This window comes from Paracoccus fistulariae (genome assembly GCF_028553785.1).
In the GTDB taxonomy this organism is placed as follows: domain Bacteria; phylum Pseudomonadota; class Alphaproteobacteria; order Rhodobacterales; family Rhodobacteraceae; genus Paracoccus; species Paracoccus fistulariae.
Genome location: NZ_CP067136.1, coordinates 2,312,348 through 2,332,086, shown reverse-complemented (window position 1 = coordinate 2,332,086; position 19,739 = coordinate 2,312,348). Strand labels below are relative to the sequence as shown.

Sequence of the window (19,739 nt, the reverse complement as noted above, 5' to 3'; positions counted from 1 at the left end):
AATGGCAAGCTGGCAGGCGAAACGTCGCGATCCACTTTTCGATCAGAACACACAGGCGGCGCTGGAACGGCGGGGCAAGGAATTGCTGGGCGCGGGTCTGGTCATCCTTGGTATCGTGGTCGCCATGGTTCTGGGCAGCTGGAGCGCGAATGACCCCAGCTTCCTCTCGGCCACCGATCAGCCGGCGGAAAACATGCTGGGCAGTTTCGGCGCCTATCTGGCCTCGCCCCTGATGATGATCGCGGGCTATGGATCCTGGATGATCGTGATCGCGGCTGTTGTCTGGGGCCTGCGGCTGATGCTGCACCGGGGCGAGGAACGCTTCATGCGGGCGATCTTCCTGCCCTTTTCCATCGCCTTGCTGTCGGTCTATTGCAGCACGCTGACGCCGGGCCCCGAATGGGAACAAAGCTACGGTCTGGGCGGCCATTTTGGCGACATGATGATGGGCGCGATCCTGAATGTGATCCCGCTGAAGGCACAGATCGGCATTCGCCTGGCCGGTCTGCTGGTCGCAATGGGCTTTCTGGCCGTCACCGCCTTCGTGCTGGGCTTTGAACGCGACGAATTGCGTCAGCTGTGGCGCCGCTTTGTGATCGGGCTGGTCACCGCCTTCGATATGGGGCTGCGTCTGGCCGGGCGCGGTGCCGCCGCCTCGGCCACTGTCGCGCAGCGGGCCAAGGCCCGTCGCGAGGCGCAGGCCAGCCGCCGCGCCGCCGCCCCCGCCGAGGCAGAGCAGCCCCGTTCCGGCATCCTGCCCCGGCTGAAGCCGCAACCCGCCGCGCCGGATTATCTTGAGCTGGAAGAGGAACTGCCCGAGCCTGAACTGATCGAGCGTGACGCGACCTATGATGGCGAGGCACCCTCTGCCGATGAGGTCAAGGGACGCATCAGCGATGCCATCCGCGAGCGTTCGGCCAAGCCTTCGGTTCTGGCGGCGGTGGCCGCGCGGCTGGCCCGCGACGGTGCCCGCGATGTGCCGCCGCAGCCCGAGATTGCCGAGGCCCCTGTCGAGCCGACACCCTTCGGCGCCGACACGCAGCGCGTGGTCGTGCCGCCCCTACGCAAGGCGGCGGCCACCACCTCGCAGCAGGCCCGCAAGGAGGCAGAGCCGGAATTGCGCTTCGATGAAAGCGCCAGCAATTACGAACGCCCGCCGCTGGCCTTGCTGAGCGCGCCGGTCCAGTCGGATCGCAGCCAGATCTCGCAAGAGGCGCTGACCGAAAATGCCCGCATGCTGGAGGCGGTGCTGGACGATTACGGCGTCAAGGGCCAGATCACCGAGGTGCGTCCCGGCCCTGTCGTCACCCTCTATGAACTGGAGCCTGCACCGGGGCTGAAGGCCAGCCGCGTGATCGGGCTGGCCGATGATATCGCCCGGTCGATGTCGGCCCTGTCCGCGCGTGTCAGCACCGTGCCTGGCCGCAGCGTGATCGGGATCGAATTGCCCAATCAGCGCCGCGAAAAGGTGGTGCTGCGCGAAATCCTGGCCGCGCGCGCCTTTGGCGATGGCACGCATCCGCTGCCGCTGGCTTTGGGCAAGGATATCGGCGGCGACCCGATCATCGCGAACCTTGCCAAGATGCCCCACCTGCTGATCGCGGGGACAACGGGGTCGGGGAAATCGGTGGCGATCAACACCATGATCCTGTCGCTGCTCTACAAGCTGACGCCGGATGAATGCCGCCTGATCATGATCGACCCGAAGATGCTGGAACTGTCGGTTTATGACGGCATCCCGCATCTGCTGTCGCCCGTCGTGACGGACCCGAAAAAGGCCGTCGTCGCCCTGAAATGGGTCGTGGGCGAGATGGAAGAACGTTACCGCAAGATGTCCAAGATGGGCGTGCGCAATATCGAAGGCTATAATGGCCGCGTCCGCGAGGCGCTGGCCAAGAACGAGATGTTCAAGCGCACCGTCCAGACCGGCTTTGACGAGGACACCGGAGAGCCGATCTTCGAGACCGAGGAATTCCAGCCCGAGACCTTCCCCTATATCGTGGTCATCGTCGATGAGATGGCCGATCTGATGATGGTCGCGGGCAAGGAAATCGAGGCCTGCATCCAGCGTCTGGCCCAGATGGCCCGGGCCAGCGGCATCCATCTGATCATGGCCACGCAGCGGCCTTCGGTCGATGTCATCACCGGCACGATCAAGGCGAATTTCCCGACCCGGATCAGTTTCCAGGTCACCTCGAAAATCGACAGCCGCACCATCCTGGGCGAACAGGGGGCCGAACAGCTTCTGGGACAGGGCGACATGCTGTATATGGGCAATGGTGCCCGCATCACCCGGATCCACGGCCCCTTCGTCAGCGATGAAGAGGTGGAAGAGGTCGTCACCCATCTGAAATCCTTTGGCCCGCCCAGCTATAAATCCGGCGTCGTCGAAGGTCCGGATGATGAGGTCGCATCCGATATCGACGCGGTTCTGGGGCTGGGCAGCGGCGAGGGCGGCGACGATCAGCTTTACGATCAGGCGGTGATGATCGTGGCCCGCGACCGCAAATGCTCGACCAGCTATATCCAGCGCAAGCTGGCCATCGGCTATAACAAGGCTGCCCGGCTTGTCGAACAGATGGAAGAGCAGGGCGTGGTCAGCGCCGCGAACCACGTGGGCAAGCGCGAGGTGCTGGTCCCCGAGGTCTGAGGCGGCACGTCAGGCGCCCGCTTCCGCCGATTGCGGGGGCGGGGCTTTGCTTTCCACTGGAACCGTCTCGCGGAACCTGAGATTATGCGCCGCATGACAGTGTGGAACATCCATTTCCTCAGCGCGCGGAACGAGCTTGTCGATGTGATGAGCGAATGTCGCGCGGCTGCGCGCAAGGCCGTCGCGGGCGTCCGTCAGCATGCCGAATTGCCGCGTTTCGATCTGGTCGTCAGGGCCGGACGCGATGTGGCCCCGGATTGGGGCATGTCGGCAGATCTGCCCGCCGCGGGCGTGATCCATCTGACCCTCAACCCCGAACGCTTTGATGAGGCGCTGGTGATCCGCAGCCTGACGCGCAAGCTGCATCAGGTGATCCGCCGCGATCTGGTCGGTCAGGATCGTTCGCTTGGCGATGCGCTGGTCAGCGAAGGTCTGGCCGGGCATTTCGTGCTGCAGGTTCTGGGCGGTCAGCCCGACCCCTGGGACCGGACGACGCTGACCTCGGGCGTGGCGCGCAAGGCGATGAACGAATGGTCGCGCCCGGATTTCGATCAGCCACGCTGGTTTCTGGGCAAGGGCGATATCCGCAAATGGGGCGGCTATGCGCTGGGGCACAAGCTGATCGCGCAGCATCTGGCGATGGATCCGGGTCAGGATGCGGTATCCTTGGCTGGCCTGCGCGCGGATGCGTTCCGGCCCACCATGCGCAAACTGGTCAATGAGGACGGACCGGCCCCGCAGGACGATCCCGAAGCGGATCGCCCGACGGAACCGGCGGCGTCTGTGGGCGAAGGCTGATCAGCGCCGCGCGGGCATAAGGGCCATGGCAATGCCCATCAGCACCCCGGCGATGCCGCCACCCAGATGCGCCTCCCACGCGATCGAGGGCATCAGAATCGTCAGCGCCACGTTCAGCACCAGCAGCCACAGCACGCCGCGCCAGAGCGGCCCAAGCGGGCGTTTCTTGCGATAGCCGATCACGGCGGCATAGCTGACCAGCGCCCCTGCCAGCCCGAAAATCGCGCCCGACGCCCCGACCATCGGCCCCGCCGTGGGCGCCATCAGCGCAAACAGCAGCGCGGCGGCGATCTGGCTGACCGCATAGATCAGAAACATGCGTCCGGGGCTGATCATCCGCGTCAGTTCCCGCGCCAGCACCGCCAGCGAGATCATGTTCATCCCCAGATGCATCAGTCCCGAATGCATCAGACCATAGGTGAAGAACATGATGATCGGCTGCCCCGGATAGATGCCCCGGTTCACCCAGAAGAGATGCGACCAGAAGCCACCAACGAACAGCGACATGGTGCGAAGCTGTGCGCCATAGACCATCTCACCGATGATCAGCCCCAGTTCGACCAGACAGCAGATCGCAATGACGGCAATGACCCAGACGGGCAATTGCCGCCGGATCCCGGTCGTGGCCGGGCGGGCGTCGTAGGGGCGGTCCTGCACTTAGCGATCCGCTTTGATCTGGCGGGCTTCGTCGATCAGCATGATCGGAATGCCCGCGCGGATCGGAAAGGCCAGACCTGCCGCCTTAGAGATCAGCTCTTGCCGGTCGGCATCATAGGACAGCGTGGTATGTGTCACCGGGCAGACCAGAGCCTCCAGCATATGCCGGTCAAAGGCCGGGGCGGGGGTGTCGCTCATTGCAGGGTTTCCTCGTTATCGCCATTGCGCAATGCGAATTCGATCAGGCCGAACAGCAATTCGCGGCGGTCCGCCAAAGTCGGCGATTCCAGCAGCGCCTGTTTATCACCGACCGAGAAGGGCAGCATCATCGCAAGCGAGTTGATCAGCAATTCGTCATCGGCGGTCGCGGCGCTGCCCAGATCGCTGGACAGGTCATGCGCCTGCATGAAGCGCCGCAGCAGACACAGAAGCGCATCCCGGTCCAGCCCGGGATCGCGTTCCGGCCCGTTCAGGTCGCGGGCAAAGGCGCTCCAGTCGGGTTGCGCGCACAGATAGGGGTGAAAGCCCTGATCGGCGTCGATCAGCCGGAACCGCGAAATCGCCTTGAGCGAGATCATCATCCGGCCATCATCGGTTTCGGAAAAGGCAATCACCCGACCCGCGCAGCCGATGGCGGCGAATTTGTCGCCATCCGGCTGGATCATGCCGATCATCCGGTGGTCGGTTTTCAGCGTGTCGTCCAGCAACTGCAGATAGCGCGGTTCGAAAATATGCAGCGGCAGACGTGACCGGGGCATCAGCACGGCCCCCGACAGGGGGAACAGGGGAATGCGTCCGGGCAGGTCAAAATGGATCGGCATTGGTCCGTTTCTGGATCAGGCAAAGATCATGGATGAAAGCCGCCGCCGCCCCTTCTGGCCCAGCGGGTCATTGGGCTTCAGACTGTCGAAAATGGTCAGCAATTGCTGCTTGGCCGCGCCCTCGTTCCAGTCGCGGTCGCGGCGGAAACTGTCCAGCAGCACGTCGATGGCCTCTTCGACCTGACCGGCGGCATGCAGCGCCTGGGCATAGTCCAGCCGCGCCTGCTGATCGGCGGGATCGGCCTCGACCCTGGCTTGCAATTCGCCCAGCGGACCGGCATTTTCAGCCTGTTTCGCCAATTGCAGCGCGGCGCGCGCGGCCTCGACCTGCGGGGATTTCGCGGGGGTTTCGGGAGCGCGGTCCAGCGCCTGCAGGGCGCCATCTGCATCGCCCTTGGCCAGATGGGCGCGGATCAGACCGGCCCAGGCCTCGGCGCTGTCGGGATCTTCTTCGGTGATGGCGGCAAAGGTTTCGATCGCGTCGTCTACGGCGCCTTCTTCCAGCATCGCCTCGGCGGCCTCGATGGCCTCGCCCAATCCGCCATCATCGCCGCCAAGGGCGATCAGCTTGTCCACGAATTGCTTGATTTCGCTTTGCGGCAGGGCGCCCTGAAAGGCATCGACGGGCTGGCCCTTGAAGAAGGCATAGACGGTGGGGATCGACTGCACGCGCAATTGCGAGGCGATCATCTGGTTTTCATCGACATTGACCTTGGCCATGCGCACCCGGCCCTTGTGGCGGGCGACCTCGGCCTCAAGCTGCGGGCCAAGCGTCTTGCAGGGGCCGCACCAGGGCGCCCAGAAGTCAACGATGACCGGGGTTTCCATCGACTTTTCGACAACCTCGGCCATGAAATCGGCCTCGGTCACGTCCTTGATGAAATCACTGGTCTGGGGCGCGTTCTGCGCGCCATCGAATAGCATGGTCATGTCGTCCCCGGAATCGCGGTTCCAATTGATGTTCTGGCTAATATGGGACGTTCGTGTCCCAAGCGAAAGGGGGCCATATGAACAGAGTTGTTCAGGGGCGGTCCCTTACAGGTCGAATGTGGCGAAAACCGGCACATGGTCGCTGGGCTTTTCCCAGCCGCGCACCGGACGCAGAATGCGGCTGCCATGGGCGGCATTGGCAATGTCGGGCGTGGCCCAGACATGATCCAGCCTGCGCCCCTTGTCGGCGGCATCCCAGTCACGGGCGCGATAGCTCCACCATGAATAAAGCAGCCCTTCGGGGATGTCCTTGCGGGTGATATCGACCCATTTCCCGGCATCCTGCGCCGCGCCCAGATGTTCGACCTCGATGGGGGTATGGCTGACGATCTTCAGCAATTGCTTATGCGACCAGACATCGTCTTCGCGCGGGGCGATGTTCAGATCGCCGACGAGAATGGACTTTTCCGGGTTGTCGGCGTGAAAGGCGTCGCGCATCTCGGTCAGGAAATCCAGCTTCTGGCCGAATTTGATATTCTGTTCGCGATCAGGGATATCGCCGCCTGCCGGCACATAGAAGTTATGGATCGTGACCCCGTTTTCCAGCCGCGCCGCGACATGGCGGGCATGGCCAAGACCGGCGTAATCCCGATCACCGGCATCTTCCAGCGGCAGACGCGACAGGATCGCGACGCCGTTATAGCCCTTTTGCCCGCGCGCGACGATATGGGTGTAGCCAAGCTCGCGGAAGGCCTGCATCGGGATCTTCTCGACCGGCGACTTGCATTCCTGCAGGCACAGGATGTCGGGGCTTTCTTCGCGCAACAGCCGCGCGACCAGCCCTTCGCGCAGACGGACCGAATTGATGTTCCATGTGGCGATCGTGAACATGCAGGCTCTCCTTTGTCGCGGGGAACCTAAACATTGGGCCGGCGGCTGTCCATGAAGCGGCGGGATTTTCTGCCGCTTCCCTTGGCAGGCGCAGCACCAATCCGCAGAAAATGCTGCGATTGCGAAATCACAGCTTGGTGATTGAGGGATCGCGCGCTAAGCATATCGCCAAATTATCTGCAAGAAGAGGGCAATATCGATGCAGATGACGGTTGATGAGGCACTGGCGAGGGGCGGTGCCGGACGGTTTCAGTGGCGATTGCTGGGAATTTTCGGGTTGGTCTGGGCCGCCGATGCGATGCAGGTCATCGCGGTGGGCTTTGCGGCGCCATCTGTGGCCGCGACCTTCGGGATCGAACGTGTCACGGCATTCCAGATCGGGACGCTGTTCTTTCTGGGCATGTTCGTGGGCGCTTTCGCCTTTGGCCGGATCGCGGACCGGATCGGGCGGCGCAATATCCTTATGCTGACCGTGCTGATGGACGCGGTCTTTGGCATGGCGTCGGTTTTTGCGCAGGATTTCACCGTGCTTCTGGTGCTGCGTTTCCTGACCGGGGTGGCCGTGGGCGGCACGCTTCCGGTCGATTATGCGATGATGGCGGAATTTCTGCCCCCCAAGAATCGCGGGCGCTGGCTGGTCTGGCTGGAAGGCTTCTGGGCCATCGGCACGATCGTCGTTGCGCTGACCGCATGGATCGCGGCCTCGCAAGGGGCCGAAGCGCCCTGGCGCTGGATCTTTGCCGTGGCGGCAATCCCGGCGGTGATCGGGGTGTTCCTGCGCCTGTGGGTGCCGGAATCGCCGATGTATCTGGTGCGCAAGGGACAGCCCGAGAAGGCCAAAGAGGTGGTGAACCGCGTGCTGTCGGCGAATGGCGTCAAGGAACTGCCCGCCGATGTCGAACTGGTCGCGGCGGATGTGCCTGCGGGGGCCGACACCTCGATCTTTTCGGATCTGCTGCGGGGCCGGACCTTTGGCGTTCTGGCGGTCTGGTTCCTGGTCTCGCTGTCCTATTACGGCGTCTTTGTCTGGGTGCCCGGACAATTGGCGACCGAGGGCTTTGGCTTCGTGCGCGGCTATGGCTTTCTGGTGATCCTGGCGCTGGCGCAGATCCCCGGCTATGCGCTGGCCGCCTGGGGGGTCGAGGCGATTGGCCGCCGCAACACGCTGATCGGCTTCCTGCTGCTCAGCGCGGCGGGCTGTGCGCTGTTCGCGCTGGCCGATAATCCGGGCATGGTTGCCTTTGCGCTGATCCTGATGAGCTTTGCCTTGCTGGGCACCTGGGGCGCGCTTTATGCCTTTACCCCCGAGCTTTATCCCACCCATCTGCGCGGCACCGGCATGGGCACGGCCAGCGCGATGGCGCGACTGGGCGGCATACTGGCGCCCAGCCTGCTGGCACTGGTCTTTGCCAAGGGCTTTGGCTTTGCCATCGGCATCTTTGCCTTGCTGCTGCTGCTGGCGGCTGTGGCGCTGATGACGGTGAAAGCCGAAACCCGCGACCAGGCCATCGCCTGATCTGAATTTCCGAAACCCGCTTTCGGGCGGGTTTCGGTTGACCAATCCCGTCCCGCCATCGCCATATGCTGCCAAAGACAAGCAAGCAGGGAGGCTGTCATGGGGCAGTTGGTCAATGGCGTCTGGAAGGACGAATGGTACGACACCGAAAGTCAGGGCGGCGAATTCGTCCGTGACACGTCGAAATATCGCAACTGGGTCACGCCAGATGGCGCCCCCGGCCCCACCGGCGAGGGCGGCTTTGCCGCCGAAAGCGGGCGCTATCACCTGTATGTCTCATATGCCTGTCCCTGGGCGCATCGCACGCTGATCTTTCGGGCGCTGAAGGGGTTGGAGGATCATATCGACGTCTCGGTCGTGCATCCCGAGATGCTGGGCGAGGGCTGGGAATTTCGCAGCGATTTTCCGGGTGCGACCGGCGACAAGCTGTTCGGCAGCAAATATATGCGCGACATCTATCTGCGCGCCAACCCGCAGGCTTCGGGCCGGGTGACGGTGCCGGTTCTGTGGGACAAGCAGCAGGACACCATCGTGTCCAATGAAAGCGCCGACATCATCCGCATGTTCAACAGTGCTTTCGACGGGATCACCGGAAACGGCGACAATTACCTGCCCGACGATCTGCGCGACCGCTGCGAGGAGCTGAACAGCCGCATCTATGATACGGTCAATAACGGCGTCTACAAGGCCGGTTTCGCGACCTCTCAGCAGGCCTATGACAAGGGCGTCGGGCCGCTGTTCGACAGTCTGGACTGGATCGAGGACCTTCTGTCGCGCAACCGCTATCTGGCAGGTGATCGCGTGACCGAGGCCGATTGGCGCCTGTTCACCACCATCTGCCGCTTCGATTCCGTCTATCACACGCATTTCAAATGCAACCGCCGCCAGATCGTCCAATATCCGAACCTCTGGGCCTGGGCACGAGAGATGTATCAATGGCCCGGCGTGGCTGAAACGGTCCGCCGCGATCATTTCGACCGGCATTATTATTACAGCCACGACATGATCAATCCGAACCAGATCATCCCCATCGGGCCGGAACCGGACTGGTCCGCCCCGCATGGTCGGGGCTGAGACACGGGCATCCCGCCACCCCTGAAAAACGAAAACCCCGGCGGGGGAACGCCGGGGCATCAGAGAGGAAGGGGTGTGGCCGTATCCTCCGACCACTGGGCTTCGGGCACTCAACTGCCAGCGCCTGCCGAGGTTCCATCGGGCAGGCGCTTTTCTCAGCGGTGATGCGGCGCAGATGCGCCCTGCCGTGACAGGGGAAGCGCGGATTTCAGATGGTAATCCGCCAGGGCGCGTCCCTGCCGACCCGTGACGAAGGGCCGGGCGGCGGACATGGCCGATCCGTCGGACAGTTCCGGGAACAGGTCCATGATCTCGGCCCGGGCGGCCTCGCCAACGCCTTTCAGCGCCTGTTCGCCGGTAAACAGCGATTCGGTCGCCGCGCCGTTGGAAAAGATGACCTCATGCCGGTCAAACAGCAGGTGGTAATAGCTGACACTGACCAGATCATGCGCGATCTCGATGCCGTCAATCGCGGTCAGATGCTTCGCCGCGATCAGCGTTTCCCGCGCGCCGAACATCTGGGCCGCATAGGCCGAAGAGACCAGAACCCGATGCTGCGGCGAGACCAGAAGATCCTGATCAGGCAGGTCGCGCATCAGCACGCCGGCACGAATGCGGATCGGGCGCAGATTGCCGGATCGCGCCAGATCCAGCGGGCCAAGATGGCGCTTGCCGATCCAGCGAACCGGCTGGGCGCCATGATCCAGCGTCGCGACCATGTCGCCGACCCGCAGATCCTCGCAGGCGCGGCGGCTGCCATCGGCCAGCGCGATCAGGGTTCCGGCGGCGAAACAGGGAAAGAAATCGCCCATCTGGACATTGCCGCGCATCGTCAGTGTTCCGACCTGCGTGCCGTTGCCGCGCACAATCGTATAGGCGTAATCCACATAGGGCGGGTTTTCGCTTCTATAGTTTGTCTGCGACTGCAGGACGACGCTCCAGCCATCCGGAAGGTTCAGGTTGACCGTCTCGATCTCACCATCCGCGGGGACGGAATCGACCGTGATCGTTCCCGAAAAATTGCTGCCGACATTGATATCGACCCGGTCATTCTGCCCGGTCTGACCCACCGACCTGTAAAAAGCGCCGAAGGTATTTGCATTGATAATGTAAGTGGCCACAGGAAAACCAAATCTAAATAAAATAAATATATGTATATATCCGGCTATCCGCGATTTTCCTGCCAGAGTAAACTGTTTTTTCCAGCAGGACCTGTGCAATCCCCGGTCATGACAAAGGCCCGACATTCCTGCCGGGCCTGTCTGACACCTGTTTCGGGGTTCAGGCGACCAGTCGATAGCCGCCCGATTCCGTCACCAGCAACCGTGCGTTCGAGGGGTCGGGCTCGATCTTCTGGCGCAGGCGGTAGATATGGGTTTCCAGCGTATGCGTGGTCACCCCGGCATTATAGCCCCAGACCTCGTGCAGCAGCACATCGCGCGGCACCACGCCATCCTGCGCCCGGTACAGGAATTTCAGGATATTGGTTTCCTTCTCGGTCAGGCGGATCTTGCGGTCCTTCTGGTCGATCAGCATCTTCATCGCGGGCTTGAAGGTATAGGGGCCAAGCTGGAATATGGCATCTTCCGACTGTTCATGGGTACGCAGCTGCGCCCGCAGTCGGGCCAGCAGGACTGGGAACTTGAACGGCTTGGTGATGTAATCATTCGCCCCCGAATCCAGACCCAGGATCGTATCGGCATCGGTATCATGGCCGGTCAGCATCACGATGGGGCATTTGACGTTCAGCTTGCGCAGCTTCTTGCACAGCTCGCGCCCGTCCGTGTCGGGCAGGCCGACATCCAGCACGACCAGATCATAGATCGCGCCCTTGGTGGCCTCGACCGCCTCGGCGCCGGTGCCGGCCTCTGCGACGTCGAATTCATCCGTGGCGACCAACTGCTCGGCCAGCGCTTCGCGAAGGTCTTCCTCATCGTCGACCAGCAGGATTTTTTTCAGTCCGGGCATGTTGCCTCCTTGGAAATCATTGCGCAAATGAGTGGGGATCGCGGCGCTTGCCGTCCAGCATCATGTCAGAAATCTCACATGGAGTTGTCGGAGAGTGCCATTATGTTTCAGAATGTTTCAAAACCGCAGGATGGCAAAGCGCAGATGAGCCTGATACCGACCCTTGCCGAAACCGCCGCCCGGGCGCGGGCCGATCTGCGGATGGGCCTGCCGGTGGTGATCGGCGGCCACCTTGCCGCGGCGGTCGAGACGCTGTCGGCGGCGCGTCTGGCCGATCTGCAGGCGCTTGGCCCGGCGGCATTGGTGCTGACCGCGCGGCGGGCCGAGACGCTGAAGGCGCGCATCTATGATCCGGGGCTGGCGCGGGTGAAGGTACCCGGCGATGCGGATCTGGGCTGGCTGCGCGCGCTGTCGGATCCGGCGGGCGATCTGATGACGCCAATGAAGGGGCCGTGCTTTACCGAACGCGGCGGCGATGTGCAGCCGCATCAGGCCGCGCTGGCGCTTGCCAAATCGGCGCAGCTTCTGCCCGCCATGCTGATGGTGCCCGCCGCCCCGCAACCGGGCCTGACATCGCTGCAACCGGGCCCGCTGCTGGCGCTTCTGGCCAGCGAAACCGCGATGCATCCGGTCGTGGCCGCGCGCCTGCCCCTTGGCGCGGCAGAGCGCACCCGCCTGCATATCTTCCGCCCCGATGACGGGGGAACCGAACATTACGCCATTGAGATCGGCGACCCGCCCCGCGACGCGCCCGTTCTGGCACGGCTGCATTCGGCCTGTTTCACCGGCGATGTGCTGGGCAGCCTGAAATGCGATTGCGGGCCGCAATTGCACGGCGCCCTGACCGCGATGGGCAAGAACGGATCGGGCGTATTGCTCTATCTCAATCAAGAGGGGCGGGGCATCGGGCTGGCCAACAAGATGCGCGCCTATGATCTGCAAAATCAGGGCTTCGACACCGTCGAGGCCAATCACCGCCTGGGGTTCGAGGATGATGAGCGCGACTTCCGCGTCGGCGCCGCGCTGCTGCGGCGGCTGGGCTTTACCTCGACACGGCTGATGACCAATAACCCGCGCAAGGTCGCCATGCTGGAAAGCCACGGCATCACGGTGGCCGAACGCGTGCCCCTGATCGCCGCGCGCAACCGCTTCAATACCGATTATCTGGACACGAAATCCAGCAAATCCGGGCATCTGCTGTGACCCCGCAGGATATGGTGCTGACGCCCAGGGGGCTGCGCTTTCACGGCCGGATCTTCCCCTGCAGCATCGGCCGCAACGGCGTCACCCGCCGCAAGGCAGAGGGCGACAGCGCCACGCCCGCAGGCCGGCTGACCATCACCGGCCTGTGGTATCGCCCCGACCGCCTGCCTCGACCGGCGCCTTGGGCGCGCCCGATCGGCCCCGGCGATCTGTGGTGCGATGCGCCCGACCATGCCGCCTATAACCACCACGTCCGCGCCCCGTCAAAAGCCAGCCATGAACGTCTGCGCCGCCCCGATCCGCTTTATGACCTGATCCTGACCACCGACTGGAACTGGCCCGATGCCCAGCCGGGGCGCGGATCGGCCATCTTCCTGCATCAATGGCGCCGCCCGCGTTTCGGGACGGAAGGCTGCATCGCCTTCGCCCGCCCGCATCTCTTGTGGATCGCCGCCCGCGCCATACCCGGCACAGGCGTCATCATCCCTTCTTCTTTGTCCAAATATCCATAAAGCAACGGCTCAGCCGTAATCACGCTGGCCGAAAATGGCGGAACCGACGCGAATATGCGTGGCCCCTTCCGCGATGGCGGCCTCGAAATCCGCGCTCATCCCCATTGACAGCAGGGGCAGGTCGTTTTGCGCCGCCAGATCGCGCAGCAGGCGGAAATGCGGCACCGGATCCTGATCCTCGGGCGGGATGCACATCAGGCCCTGCGGCGACAGGCCCAGATCGCGGCAAGAGGCCAGAAAGCCCGGCAGTTCATCCGCCAGAATCCCCGCCTTTTGCGGCTCATCCCCGGTATTGACCTGAATGAAAAGCAAGGGGTCGCGTCCCTGATCGCGGATCTGCGCGGCCAGCTTGCGGGCCAGCGACATCCGGTCCAGCGTGTGGATCGCATCGAAAAGCTGCACCGCCTGCTTCGCCTTGTTCGACTGCAACGGCCCGATCATATGCAGCTCTACCCCGTCGAACCTGTCGCGCCAGCCGGGCCATTTGCCCTGCGCCTCCTGCACATAGTTTTCACCAAAGACGCGCTGCCCGTTCAGCAGCACGGTCTCGACCCGCTCGGGGGGCTGCACCTTGCTGACGGCGATCAGGGTCACGCTGCCGGGCGCACGGCCCGCAGCAACTTCGGCATCCGCAATGCGGCGTTTGATATCATCAAGTCCCATGATGGCGACAAGACAAAAAGAAAAGAGCGGGCGCAAGGCCCGCTCTTTCCGAAAGACTGTGATCCCAAGGATCAGAAGTCGAAGCGAACACCAAAGTCAGCCAGCGTGTCTTTGTTGTAGTCGCTCTGGATGCCGCCCGAAACGCGAGCGCCGCCCAGATCGTAGTTCACGCCCAGACCGAACGCGTTGTCACGCTCGTTTGCGTCGTCGCCGTTGTTGGCGATATAGGCTTCGAAGTTCCACTCGTTCATGGTGTAGTCACCATAGAGAACGACGGTCTTGTCCAGATCGTCCTGATCCCAGCTGTAGGTGTTGGTGCCTGCGTCATAGACGTACTCACCCGGCTCACCGTTGTCGATGTAGTTCAGACCGATGCGGGCATTGTCCATGACAGCGTAGCGGGCGCCGACGAACCACTGGTCGTTGCCGTCAAGACCGGCACCGTTGCTGACATAGGCAGCCGACAGTTCCAGACGGTCGTTCCAGGTGTAGTCAACCGAGATACCAACTTCTTTTTTCGAGAAGTTGAAGCTGGGCGAATAACGCTGGTCGGGGTTCACGATCGAGCCGCGCAGGGTCAGGTTGTCGATCGAGTAGCTGGCGAAGATGCCCAGGTAGTCGTTCAGCAGGTCGTCGCCGTCGAAGTTCGAAGCGCTCGGGTAGCCATCGGTGTTATAGGCAAAGAAGTTGCCGCGCGAGTTACCGAACGAACGGTCGAAGATGCCGACTTCCGATGCGAAGAGCAGGCCAGCCGAGTCGAACGCGGTGTTCGAGTTACCGACTTCCATGCGCAGCCCGCTGGTGCTCATGTACAGGTAACCGGGTGCAACGGTGGTTTCTTCGTCGCCCTGGTCCCACTGCAGACGGATGCGGCCACCAAAGTCGATGCCGGTGTCGGTCGAGGTCGAGGCGTCGATGTTCAGGCGCAGACGCGACTGGATGGTGGTCTTGTTGGCTTCCTGGGTCCAGCTGTTGCCGAACTCGTCGCTGGTGACGCGATCAGCCTGCGGGCCATCGTAATAGTTCAGACCGGTGCGGCCATAGCCCGAGATGGTGACGTCAGCGGCTGCGACACCAGCGGTCAGAACCAGCGCGGTGGAGGCGATAAGTGCCTTTTTCATAGTCATGTTCCCTCTTGTCTCTCTGATGCCCAACCGGGTTGTCCCGTCTTGGGTATGCATTGTGTTTCCCCCTTTAGACCTCACGATGCAACGGAATCGCTTTGGGATAGAGGTCATTAGCCAAATCTGTGATGCATCGGAGCCACACATTTGTGTTCAGCCGTTACCGGATTTGCCAGGGGCCGGACGCGCAGGGTTTCTTGACGGCTTGTCGCATGGGGGTGTTCCGCGCTAAAGCTGCCAACAACGTGAAGAACGGGGGACTGAATGAAAATCGCACGCTTCGCGCGCCTGATCTTTGTCTCGACGCTATGCGTCGGACTGGCCGCCTGCGGCGGGCGCGGCACTTCCAATGATCAGCTCGAATCGGATATGAATCCCGATGCGCGCCGCAGTACGATCTGGGATCTGTTCGATCGCTCGGAAAACCCGAACAACACCGTCGGCGTCAATAAATACCTGTGGAATGCCAGCCTTGATGTGCTGAATTTCCTGCCCATCCAGACGGTTGACCCCTTCACCGGCGTGATCGTGACCGGCTATGGCACGCCCCCCGGCGGTGGCCGGTCCTATCGCGCGACGATCAGGATCAGCGATCCGGCGCTGGATGCGCGCAGCCTCAAGCTGTCATTGCAGGGCCCCGGCGGCTCTGCGGTCGAGCCGGGGACCGTACGCGCGGTCGAGGATGCGATCCTGACCCGCGCTCGGCAGTTGCGGGTTCAGGACGGTCGTCTGTAAGCCCGCCCGCACGGCCCCTATATAAGCGGTGCGCGACCGGCGCACCGGATCGGGGCGCGGCAGGCCATGCCCGCCCGCCTCTGGACCCGCCATGCGCCGCCGTATAAACCACGGCCAACAGATGACGCCCGAGGTCCCCAATGCCCTATGATCCCTCCAGTGCCGAAACCCGGTGGCAAGATGCCTGGGCACAGGCCGGCAGCTTTGATGCCAAGCGCGACGCACGCCCGAAATATTACGTGCTGGAGATGTTCCCCTATCCCTCGGGTCGCATCCACATGGGGCATGTGCGCAATTACGCGATGGGCGATGTCGTGGCGCGGTTCAAGCGGGCGCAGGGCTTTTCGGTGCTGCATCCGATGGGATGGGACGCCTTTGGCATGCCCGCCGAAAACGCCGCGATGGAGCAGGGCGGCCACCCCCGCGACTGGACCTATGCCAATATCGCGACGATGAAGGATCAGTTGAAGCCGCTGGGCCTGTCCATCGACTGGTCGCGCGAATTCGCCACCTGTGACGATGATTACGTGGCGCAGCAGCAGGCGCTGTTCCTGGACATGCTGGACGCGGGCCTGATCACCCGCAAATCGGCGCAGGTGAACTGGGATCCGGTCGATATGACCGTGCTTGCCAATGAACAGGTGATCGACGGCAAGGGCTGGCGCTCGGGCGCGGCGGTCGAGCGGAAGGAACTGACCCAGTGGTTCTTCCGCATCAGCGATTACTCCGAAGAGCTGCTGGCGGCGCTGGACGGGCTGGACGGGTGGCCGGAAAAGGTGCGGCTGATGCAGTCGAACTGGATCGGCAAGTCGCGCGGCCTGCAATTCCGCTTCCAGACGGTGAATGCGCCCGAAGGCTTTGATCAGATCGAGGTCTATACCACGCGGCCCGACACGTTGCGCGGCGCCAGTTTCGTCGCGCTGTCCCCGGATCATCCGCTGGTCCGGCACCTGGCCGAGGGCAATCCCGAGATCGCCGCTTTTGTCGAGGAATGCCGCCGCATCGGCACCACCGAAGAGGCGATCGAAACCGCGCCCAAGATGGGCTTCGACACCGGTCTGACCGTACGGCACCCGCTGGATGCCGATTGGGAATTGCCGATCTGGATCGCCAATTTCGTGCTGATGGATTACGGCACCGGCGCCATTTTCGGCTCACCCGCCCATGACGAACGCGACCATGAATTCGCCACCAAATACGGGCTTCCCATCCCCGCGACCTTCGGGGAACCGAGGATGGACCTCGCGGCCGCGGATGCGATGGTCGCAACCGCCCCCTATGTGCCTGCCAAGACCGAAACCGTGACCTATGTGCGGGGCTTCGCGGGCCAGACCGACCAGACCGCCGAAGAGGCCGTGCCCGCCGCCATCGCGGTCGCTGAACAGCAGGGCTGGGGCGAGGGCGTGACCAAGTTCCGCCTTCGGGACTGGGGCATTTCGCGGCAGCGTTACTGGGGCTGCCCGATCCCGGTCCTGCATTGCGAAAGCTGCGGCACCGTGCCCGAGGCCAAGGAAAACCTGCCCGTGCTGTTGCCGCTGGATGTCAGCTTCGACGTGCCCGGCAATCCGCTGGACCGGCATCCGACATGGCGCCAGACCACCTGTCCGGCCTGTGGCGGCGCGGCCCTGCGCGAAACCGACACGATGGACACGTTTGTCGATTCGTCCTGGTATTACGCCCGCTTTACCAGCCCCCATGCCCCGACGCCCACAGACCGGGCCGAGGCCGATTACTGGATGAATGTCGATCAGTATATCGGCGGGATCGAGCATGCGATTCTGCACCTGCTCTATTCGCGCTTCTTTGCGCGCGCGATGGTCAAGACGGGGCATCTGCCCGACAGTGCCAGCGAACCCTTCAAGGCGCTGTTCACCCAGGGCATGGTCACGCATGAGATCTATCTGACCCGCGATGCCAAGGACCGTGCGGTCTATCATCTGCCCGAAGAGATCGAACGGCGCGATGGCAAGGCCTATCTGAAAAGCGACGGGCGAGAGGTGCAGATCATCCCCTCGGCCAAGATGTCGAAATCGAAAAAGAACGTCGTCGATCCTGTCGATATCGTCGCCAATTTCGGCGCCGATACCGCGCGCTGGTTCATGCTGTCTGACAGCCCGCCCGAACGTGACGTGGAATGGACCGCTGCGGGGGCCGAGGCGGCCTCGAAATTCCTGTCGCGCGTCTGGCGCCTGGCGGATGAGGCCCCGGCGGGGGGCGAGGATCCCGACCTGTTGCGCGCCGCCCATCGCGCCATTGCCGATGTCACGAAATCCATCGAGGGCTTTGCCTTCAACAAGGCGGTGGCGAAGCTTTACGAACTGGCCAATGCCATCGGCAAATCCAAGGCAGGCGGTGATACGCGGGCCCAGGTGATGCGCATCATGGCGCAGTTGATGGCGCCCTTCGTGCCGCATCTGGCCGAAGAGGTCTGGGCGATGTCGGGCGGTCAGGGGCTGGTCGTCGATGCGCCCTGGCCCAAGGCCGATCCCGCATTGCTGGAAGACGATACCGTGACGCTGCCGATCCAGATCAATGGCAAGCGCCGCGCGGAAATCACCGTTGCCCGCGACACGCCCAAGGATCAGATCGAATCGCTGGTTCTGGCCGATGATACCGTGCAGCGTTTCCTTGACGGTGCGGCGCCGAAAAAGCTGATCGTCGTGCCCGGAAGGATCGTGAATGTCGTTGCCTGACCGCCTGACCCGCCGCGCCGCCCTGTTGGGTGTGCTTGCCCTGTCGGCCTGCGGGCTGACGCCGGTTTACGGGCCGGGCGGCGGCGGGGGCAGGTTGTTCGGCAAGGTCCGACCGCGCGATCCCGACACCTATCAGGATTTCGCCTTCAATCAGCGTCTTGGCGAAAGGCTGGGCCCGGAAGGCGGCACCTATGATCTGGATTACCAGATCAGCGTCGGCGTCGTGCCACAGGCGATCACCCCGGACGAGGTGACAACCCGCTATTCGCTGAACGGCACCGCTGATTTCGCGCTGAAGGATCAGGCCGGGCAGGTGCTGATGCAGGGGCGGGTCAGCAGCTTTACCTCTTATTCCACCACCGGCACCACGATCAGCACGCTGTCGGCCGAAGGCGATGCCCGCCGCCGACTGGCGGTGATGCTGGCCGATCAGGTGGTGACCCGCCTGCTGGCGGCGTCGTCCCAGTTGCCGGAATGATCCTCAAGGGCGGAGAGATCGCCCGCTATCTGGCGCGGCCCGATCCCTCGCGCCCGGCGCTGCTGATCTATGGTCAGGACGCGATGCGCGTGGCGCTGAAACGGGCCGAGGCGGTGCGCGCGCTGGTCGGCGAAAATGCCGAAGAGGAAATGCGCCTGAACCGCATGCCCGGCGCGGCCCTGCGCAAGGATGGCGCGCAATTGCTGGATGCGGTCAAGGAGATTGGCTTCTTTCCCGGCCCCCGCGTCGTGCTGGTCGAAGATACGCCTGACAATGCCGCCCCTGCGGTCGCCGCCGCCCTGCAGGATTGGCAGTCCGGCGATGCGGTCATTGTGGTGACGGCGGGCGGGCTGGCCAAATCCTCGGCCCTGCGCAAACTGTTCGAGCCGCATAAAGAGGCCGTTACCGCGCCCATCTATGACGACCCCCCCGGCGAGGAAGAGGTGTCCCGCTGGCTGGCCGAGGCTGGTCTGACGCAGGTGCCCTCTGCCGCCCTGCGCGAGGTGATGGTGCTGGCCCGGGCGCTGGATCCGGGCGATCTGCGCCAGACCATCGAAAAGATCGGCCTGTACAAGCATGGCGATCCCGCGCCCCTGACCGTCGATGAGATCGCCCTGATGGCGCCCGCCACCATCGAGGCCGATCTGGATGAGCTGATCCATGTCGTTGCCGAAGGGCGGCAGGCAGAGTTCGGCCCGCTGATGCGCCGGATCGAGGGGCAGGGCACCGCACCCGTCACCCTGTGCATCGCGGCGCTGCGCCATTTCCGGGCGCTGCATCTGGCGGCGGCAGATCCCGCCGGTCCCGGTACCGCGCTGTCGCGGATGCGCCCGCCGGTCTTTGGCCCGCGCCGCGACCGCATGGCGCGACAGGCGCAAAGCTGGGGCATGGCGCCGCTGGAGGATGCTGTACGCAGCCTGCTGGATACAGATCTGGCGCTGCGCAGTTCAACCCGCGCCCCGCAGATGCCGCTGGTGGAACGCGCGCTGATCCGGCTGGCCATGACGCCCCGGGGCAGGCGGTGAC

19 protein-coding genes are annotated in these 19,739 nt (G+C 63.5%); 10 read left to right on the top strand and 9 right to left on the bottom strand.

Translation table 11 applies throughout. From position 1 onward, the window contains the following. The first annotated feature begins 1 nt into the window (after position 1). Complete coding sequence (locus JHX87_RS11540) at positions 2-2,650, top strand: DNA translocase FtsK (protein WP_271886613.1); 2,649 nt, start codon at positions 2-4, stop codon at positions 2,648-2,650. Between the two features lie 93 nt (positions 2,651-2,743). Next, positions 2,744-3,448, top strand: coding sequence for a DUF2268 domain-containing putative Zn-dependent protease (locus JHX87_RS11535; protein ID WP_271886614.1), 705 nt, complete (start codon positions 2,744-2,746; stop codon positions 3,446-3,448). On the opposite strand, the gene JHX87_RS11530 is transcribed toward JHX87_RS11535, so the two are convergent. From JHX87_RS11530 to JHX87_RS11510, 5 genes are all read right to left on the bottom strand, one after another. After that, on the bottom strand, positions 3,449-4,105 hold the full coding sequence (locus tag JHX87_RS11530) for a rhomboid family intramembrane serine protease (RefSeq protein WP_271886615.1): 657 nt from the start codon (positions 4,103-4,105) through the stop codon (positions 3,449-3,451). It abuts the gene before it with no gap. Further along, positions 4,106-4,303 (bottom strand): Trm112 family protein, encoded by a 198-nt coding sequence (locus JHX87_RS11525; protein WP_271886616.1) that lies wholly within the window; start codon positions 4,301-4,303, stop codon positions 4,106-4,108. After that, entirely contained in the window at positions 4,300-4,926 is a 627-nt protein-coding gene (locus JHX87_RS11520; RefSeq protein ID WP_271886617.1) for an LON peptidase substrate-binding domain-containing protein, read from the bottom strand. Before JHX87_RS11520 ends, JHX87_RS11525 begins: the two co-directional genes overlap by 4 nt. 15 nt (positions 4,927-4,941) lie before the next feature. Further along, positions 4,942-5,850, bottom strand: coding sequence for a thioredoxin (gene trxA, locus JHX87_RS11515; protein WP_377776063.1), 909 nt, complete (start codon positions 5,848-5,850; stop codon positions 4,942-4,944). A 111-nt stretch (positions 5,851-5,961) separates the two neighbouring features. Further along, a complete protein-coding gene (locus JHX87_RS11510) occupies positions 5,962-6,747 on the bottom strand; it encodes an exodeoxyribonuclease III (protein WP_271886619.1) in 786 nt (261 codons plus the stop codon). Between the two features lie 199 nt (positions 6,748-6,946). Here JHX87_RS11510 and JHX87_RS11505 point away from each other — a divergent pair, with 199 nt between their 5' ends. Continuing rightward, positions 6,947-8,263 carry an MFS transporter gene (locus JHX87_RS11505; RefSeq protein ID WP_271886620.1) on the top strand — a complete coding sequence of 439 codons (1,317 nt, stop codon included), beginning with the start codon at positions 6,947-6,949 and terminating at the stop codon, positions 8,261-8,263. Positions 8,264-8,362: 99 nt separating this feature from the next. Continuing rightward, positions 8,363-9,337, top strand: a complete 975-nt coding sequence (locus JHX87_RS11500; protein ID WP_271886621.1) for a glutathione S-transferase family protein — start codon at positions 8,363-8,365, stop codon at positions 9,335-9,337. A 155-nt stretch (positions 9,338-9,492) separates the two neighbouring features. Here JHX87_RS11500 and JHX87_RS11495 read toward each other — a convergent pair whose 3' ends face one another. Both JHX87_RS11495 and JHX87_RS11490 read right to left on the bottom strand, forming a co-directional pair. Further along, positions 9,493-10,458 carry a Hint domain-containing protein gene (locus JHX87_RS11495; RefSeq protein WP_271886622.1) on the bottom strand — a complete coding sequence of 322 codons (966 nt, stop codon included), beginning with the start codon at positions 10,456-10,458 and terminating at the stop codon, positions 9,493-9,495. 160 nt (positions 10,459-10,618) lie between these two features. Then, on the bottom strand, positions 10,619-11,305 hold the full coding sequence (locus JHX87_RS11490; protein ID WP_271886623.1) for a response regulator transcription factor: 687 nt from the start codon (positions 11,303-11,305) through the stop codon (positions 10,619-10,621). A 144-nt stretch (positions 11,306-11,449) separates the two neighbouring features. On the opposite strand from JHX87_RS11490, the gene ribA reads away from it, so the two are divergent. Both ribA and JHX87_RS11480 read left to right on the top strand, forming a co-directional pair. Continuing rightward, a complete protein-coding gene (gene ribA, locus JHX87_RS11485) occupies positions 11,450-12,508 on the top strand; it encodes a GTP cyclohydrolase II (protein WP_271886624.1) in 1,059 nt (352 codons plus the stop codon). Beyond that, entirely contained in the window at positions 12,505-13,020 is a 516-nt protein-coding gene (locus JHX87_RS11480) for a L,D-transpeptidase family protein (protein ID WP_271886625.1), read from the top strand. The genes ribA and JHX87_RS11480 overlap by 4 nt, the downstream gene beginning before the upstream one ends. 9 nt (positions 13,021-13,029) lie before the next feature. On the opposite strand, the gene JHX87_RS11475 is transcribed toward JHX87_RS11480, so the two are convergent. Continuing rightward, complete coding sequence (locus JHX87_RS11475) at positions 13,030-13,683, bottom strand: YggS family pyridoxal phosphate-dependent enzyme (protein ID WP_271886626.1); 654 nt, start codon at positions 13,681-13,683, stop codon at positions 13,030-13,032. A gap of 71 nt (positions 13,684-13,754) precedes the next feature. Further along, positions 13,755-14,804, bottom strand: coding sequence for a porin (locus JHX87_RS11470; RefSeq protein ID WP_271886627.1), 1,050 nt, complete (start codon positions 14,802-14,804; stop codon positions 13,755-13,757). A gap of 267 nt (positions 14,805-15,071) precedes the next feature. Between JHX87_RS11470 and JHX87_RS11465 the strand changes: the two genes are divergently transcribed. The 4 genes from JHX87_RS11465 (at position 15,072) to holA (ending at position 19,738) form a co-directional block, all read left to right on the top strand. Further along, positions 15,072-15,542: a DUF3576 domain-containing protein gene (locus tag JHX87_RS11465; RefSeq protein ID WP_271886628.1), complete on the top strand. Its 471-nt coding sequence runs from the start codon at positions 15,072-15,074 to the stop codon at positions 15,540-15,542. Positions 15,543-15,682: 140 nt separating this feature from the next. Next, entirely contained in the window at positions 15,683-18,235 is a 2,553-nt protein-coding gene (gene leuS, locus JHX87_RS11460) for a leucine--tRNA ligase (RefSeq protein ID WP_271886629.1), read from the top strand. Then, entirely contained in the window at positions 18,222-18,713 is a 492-nt protein-coding gene (gene lptE, locus JHX87_RS11455; protein ID WP_271886630.1) for an LPS assembly lipoprotein LptE, read from the top strand. Before leuS ends, lptE begins: the two co-directional genes overlap by 14 nt. Then, positions 18,710-19,738 (top strand): DNA polymerase III subunit delta, encoded by a 1,029-nt coding sequence (holA, locus tag JHX87_RS11450; RefSeq protein WP_271886631.1) that lies wholly within the window; start codon positions 18,710-18,712, stop codon positions 19,736-19,738. The genes lptE and holA overlap by 4 nt, the downstream gene beginning before the upstream one ends. The last annotated feature ends 1 nt before the right edge of the window (position 19,739 follow it).

What these genes read in the sequence shown, in the direction of transcription:
- JHX87_RS11540 (WP_271886613.1), top strand. Translation starts at nt 2, where the DNA reads ATGGCAAGCTGGCAGGCGAAACGTCGCGATCCACTTTTCGATCAGAAC.
- JHX87_RS11535 (WP_271886614.1), top strand. Translation starts at nt 2,744, where the DNA reads ATGACAGTGTGGAACATCCATTTCCTCAGCGCGCGGAACGAGCTTGTC.
- JHX87_RS11525 (WP_271886616.1), bottom strand. Translation starts at nt 4,303, where the DNA reads ATGAGCGACACCCCCGCCCCGGCCTTTGACCGGCATATGCTGGAGGCT.
- JHX87_RS11520 (WP_271886617.1), bottom strand. Translation starts at nt 4,926, where the DNA reads ATGCCGATCCATTTTGACCTGCCCGGACGCATTCCCCTGTTCCCCCTG.
- trxA (WP_377776063.1), bottom strand. Translation starts at nt 5,850, where the DNA reads ATGCTATTCGATGGCGCGCAGAACGCGCCCCAGACCAGTGATTTCATC.
- JHX87_RS11510 (WP_271886619.1), bottom strand. Translation starts at nt 6,747, where the DNA reads ATGTTCACGATCGCCACATGGAACATCAATTCGGTCCGTCTGCGCGAA.
- JHX87_RS11505 (WP_271886620.1), top strand. Translation starts at nt 6,947, where the DNA reads ATGCAGATGACGGTTGATGAGGCACTGGCGAGGGGCGGTGCCGGACGG.
- JHX87_RS11500 (WP_271886621.1), top strand. Translation starts at nt 8,363, where the DNA reads ATGGGGCAGTTGGTCAATGGCGTCTGGAAGGACGAATGGTACGACACC.
- JHX87_RS11490 (WP_271886623.1), bottom strand. Translation starts at nt 11,305, where the DNA reads ATGCCCGGACTGAAAAAAATCCTGCTGGTCGACGATGAGGAAGACCTT.
- ribA (WP_271886624.1), top strand. Translation starts at nt 11,450, where the DNA reads ATGAGCCTGATACCGACCCTTGCCGAAACCGCCGCCCGGGCGCGGGCC.
- JHX87_RS11475 (WP_271886626.1), bottom strand. Translation starts at nt 13,683, where the DNA reads ATGGGACTTGATGATATCAAACGCCGCATTGCGGATGCCGAAGTTGCT.
- JHX87_RS11470 (WP_271886627.1), bottom strand. Translation starts at nt 14,804, where the DNA reads ATGAAAAAGGCACTTATCGCCTCCACCGCGCTGGTTCTGACCGCTGGT.
- JHX87_RS11465 (WP_271886628.1), top strand. Translation starts at nt 15,072, where the DNA reads ATGAAAATCGCACGCTTCGCGCGCCTGATCTTTGTCTCGACGCTATGC.
- leuS (WP_271886629.1), top strand. Translation starts at nt 15,683, where the DNA reads ATGCCCTATGATCCCTCCAGTGCCGAAACCCGGTGGCAAGATGCCTGG.
- lptE (WP_271886630.1), top strand. Translation starts at nt 18,222, where the DNA reads ATGTCGTTGCCTGACCGCCTGACCCGCCGCGCCGCCCTGTTGGGTGTG.
- holA (WP_271886631.1), top strand. Translation starts at nt 18,710, where the DNA reads ATGATCCTCAAGGGCGGAGAGATCGCCCGCTATCTGGCGCGGCCCGAT.